Genomic DNA, 3,659 nt, shown 5'->3' on the forward strand with positions numbered 1-3,659 from the left:
GGTGGACGACAAGTCGCTGCTGGTGGAGATGGTGCGCCGGGTGGGCCGCAACGAGTTGCGCTTCATCGTGCGCTCGGGCCTGATCTTCGGCACGGTGCTGGGCTTCGTGCAGATGATCACGTGGTCGCTGACCCATTCCGCCTGGCTCATGCCCGCTTTCGGCGGTTTCACCGGTTTGGTCACCGACTGGCTGTCGTTGCAGATGATCTTCCGGCCGATCCGTCCGGTCGGTATCGGACCGTTCAAGTGGCAGGGCCTCTTCCACAAGCGCCGCGAACAGGTCTGCACCGACTACGGCGACCTCATCGCCACCGAGATCCTCACCCCGGCACGCATTCTCGAAGCAGTTCTCAATGGTGAAAGAGCCGACCGGTTGGCCTCGATCCTCAGCCGCCACGTCAGCGACTTCCTCGAATTGCAGACCGGCCCCGCCCGCCCGCTCGTGCTCATGGTCGCCCGCGACAGCTACACCGCCCTCGAGCGCGACGCCGTCACCTTCGTCCTCGATCACGTCAAGGCCGCCGCACACTCCGGCTTCGACCGCCACGCCATCGAGGCCCTGGATGTCCGCAATCTGGTGATCGAGAAGACGAAGCAACTGACCGACGACGAGTACGAGGGTTTGCTGCGCCCGGCGTTCAAACAGGACGAGTGGAAGCTGGTCGCCATCGGCGCGGTGCTCGGGTTCCTGGTCGGCGAACTCCAGGTTCACCTGATTTTGGGATGAGCTCGCCGATTTCCGGGGACATTCCGGATGCGGTTCCACCGCGGCGGCCTCGGGTTGGTCGTACGATGGGGACTCGCTTCCGAAACCGCCCGTAGTACCGAATTCGCATGCTACGCAGGACCGCCGCCACGAGGAAGTGGCACGCAGGGTGGGCGAAATTGTGGCGAGTCTCCCCAATTTGCGATGTTTGCGAAGCCGAATCGGTACCATCCTGCACGTGCGCAAGATGTATGCGGGGGCCCGACTACGGCGGTTGCGCGAGGAACGGCGGATGACCCAGGCGGCCTTGGCCAAATCCCTGGACCTGTCCCCCAGCTACCTCAACCAGCTCGAGCGTGATCAACGACCGCTCACCATTCCCGTGCTGCTGAAGCTGAATTCGACGTTCGATCTTGATGTCCAGTTCTTCGCCGCGGACTCCGACGCCCGTCTGGTATCGGATCTGCACGAGATCCTGGTGGAGGCCGCGGGCGGCAATGCCGCACCGGTGGCCGAGGTCGAGGACCTGGCCACCCGCATGCCCGAGGTCGCGAAAATCGTTGTGGCCATGCACCGCCGACTACGCGCGGCGACCGACCAGCTGGACCTGTTGTCCTCCAAGGTGGCCACCCCCACCGGCGCGCCCGGCGTCCCCATGCCCTACGAGGACGTGCGCGACTTCTTCTACGACCATCACAATCACATCGCCCAGCTGGATCTCGCGGCCGAGCGGCTGTTCGACGAGAGCGGGCTGACCATCGGCTCGTTGGACCGGCAACTGGCCCGGGTCGCCGAGGAACGCGCCGGGGTCACCGTGCTGGTGCGCGGCGACGGCGCCGATCCGAGCATCCCCAAGCGCCACTACGAACCCGAGTCGCGCACCCTCACCCTGGCCCGGCGGCTGCGCCCCGGCCAGCGCGCCTTCCAGATCGCCACCACGCTCGCCTTCCTGTTGCACGGCGCGTTGCTGGACGAAGTGCTGGACGAAAGCCCCACGCTCACCGACGAATCCCGCACCCTCGCCCGCATCGGGCTGGCGAACTACTTCGCGGGCGCGCTCATCCTGCCCTACGGCCGGTTCCTGCGTTCAGCCGAGGAGCTGCACTACGACATCGACCTGCTGAGCCTGCGCTTCGAGGTCGGCTTCGAGACCGTATGCCATCGCTTGAGCACCCTGCAGCGGCAGGGCCAGCGCGGGGTGCCGTTCTTCCTGATCCGCACCGACCGGGCCGGGAACATCTCGAAACGCCAGTCCGCCACCGCCTTCCACTTCTCCCGGGTCGGCGGCAGCTGCCCGCTGTGGGTGGTGCACGAGGCGTTCAATCAGCCCGGCCGGATGCTCAGCCAGGTCGCGGCCATGCCCGACGGCCGCCGATACCTGTGGGTGGCGCGCACCACCACGCCGACGCCGACCGGGTTCGGCACGGCCGGTAAGGAATTCGCGATCGGACTGGGCTGCGATATCGAGTACGCCGACCGGTTGGCGTACTCGCGCGGCCTGGAACTCGACGATCCGGCGGCGGCCGTACCCATCGGCGCGGGCTGCAAGGTGTGCGAGCGCCCCAACTGCGCCCAGCGCGCCTTCCCGCAGATCGGACGACCGCTGGCCATCAGCGAGCACACCAGCTCGGATCTGCCGTATCCCCGTATGCCCCGGTGACTTTCTGCCCTATCGCGGGGAAAGTCGGTGCGGTATTGAGCAATTCCCGCATCCATTCTGGATATCCACTGCGTCGCATTGCATCAGAACCGAAAGGTATCTAATACCGTCAAGTATTCTTGATCCGCTACCGGCGAGAACGATGAGAGCTATCGATTAATCCGGCGTTTGCCACACATCACGAGCACATCATGTGTAGCGTCTGGATTCGCTCGAAGTCTCTCGATAACAAGCGGTGGCGCGGTGATCGGTATTGACGGATGTCTCAAACGCATCATGGACATTCCCGGCGCACGCAGCGTCACCCTCGTGGATGGCGCGAGCGGTCTGGCCATTGCGGCTGCCGGGCGTCACGACGTGGTCGATCAGCACGAAGACGCCGCCGCCGCAACCGATGTCGTGCGATCGGTGCTCACCTCACCGGCCCTCGTCACCGGACTCCCCGGCGACGACATCACCGAGATCATCGTGTGCGGAACGCGGGGATATCACCTGCTGAATTTGATCGACGGCGATTTCGACGGGCGGCTTTTCGTGCACATCCTCTTCGACGGCGACAGTGGCAATCTCGCCATGGCCCGATACCAGCTGCGGGCAATTCTCACCGAATTTGCCGAGGACGATCATGGACAGTGAACTCCTGATCGAACTGCGGCGGCTCGAACAAGAACACGGTACCGGCGTACTCACCGTGGGCGACGGTGCATTTCACCTCGTCGAGGGTGCCATCGTCGCCGCCGAGTGCGAGCGCACCACCGGACTCGATCGCATGGTGGTGGCGTCCGGAGTGGCCACCACCGAGCATTGGCGGCGCGCTCGCACCGGTGGCGACGACCGGCTACTGACCAGCCCGCGGCTGGAAACCCTTGCGCTACTGTCGGTTTTCGACGCCGCCTACGTCATGCTGGGGGCGCCGGTACTGCTGGGACCGCCGCTGCCGCCGGACGCGCCGGTGGTGGAATTCCGGGCCGGACCCAAACATCGGCTGGCCCACGCGTGCCGGATCACCCCGGGCGCGCTGATCCACGAGTGCGCGCGGCGCGGCGATCCGGGCGCGGGCGTCTGGCCGGTCGAACTCATCGACCGCGTCACCGTCGTCCCGGCCCGCCGCGTGCGGCGCCGGCGCGTGGTGCTCACCGGCGGGCAGGCCGAGGTGCTGGCCGCCGTCGACGCCCGCCGCACCGTCACCGCCCTCGCCGAGGAACTCGGCCGCACCACCTACGGCTGCCTGCTGGCGGTCCGCGAACTCACCGCGCTCGGCTTGATCGAGCCACCGGTCACGGTGGCCGTCGC

The 3,659-nt window shown here is 66.4% G+C and carries 3 protein-coding genes and 1 pseudogene; all 4 read left to right on the forward strand.

What is annotated here, in order from left to right; genetic code table 11:
- The coding region (locus ACWELQ_RS40955; protein WP_452402372.1) for a DUF445 domain-containing protein at positions 1-727 on the forward strand (727 nt) is incomplete at its 5' end.
- Positions 728-944: 217 nt separating this feature from the next.
- A complete protein-coding gene (locus ACWELQ_RS40960; RefSeq protein ID WP_452402373.1) occupies positions 945-2,366 on the forward strand; it encodes a short-chain fatty acyl-CoA regulator family protein in 1,422 nt (473 codons plus the stop codon).
- A gap of 243 nt (positions 2,367-2,609) precedes the next feature.
- Complete coding sequence (locus ACWELQ_RS40965; RefSeq protein WP_452402374.1) at positions 2,610-3,002, forward strand: hypothetical protein; 393 nt, start codon at positions 2,610-2,612, stop codon at positions 3,000-3,002.
- Positions 2,992-3,659: pseudogene (locus tag ACWELQ_RS40970) on the forward strand (hypothetical protein); the annotation flags it as partial. The gene ACWELQ_RS40965 and the pseudogene ACWELQ_RS40970, both read left to right, overlap by 11 nt.

This window comes from Nocardia sp. NPDC004722 (genome assembly GCF_053601505.1).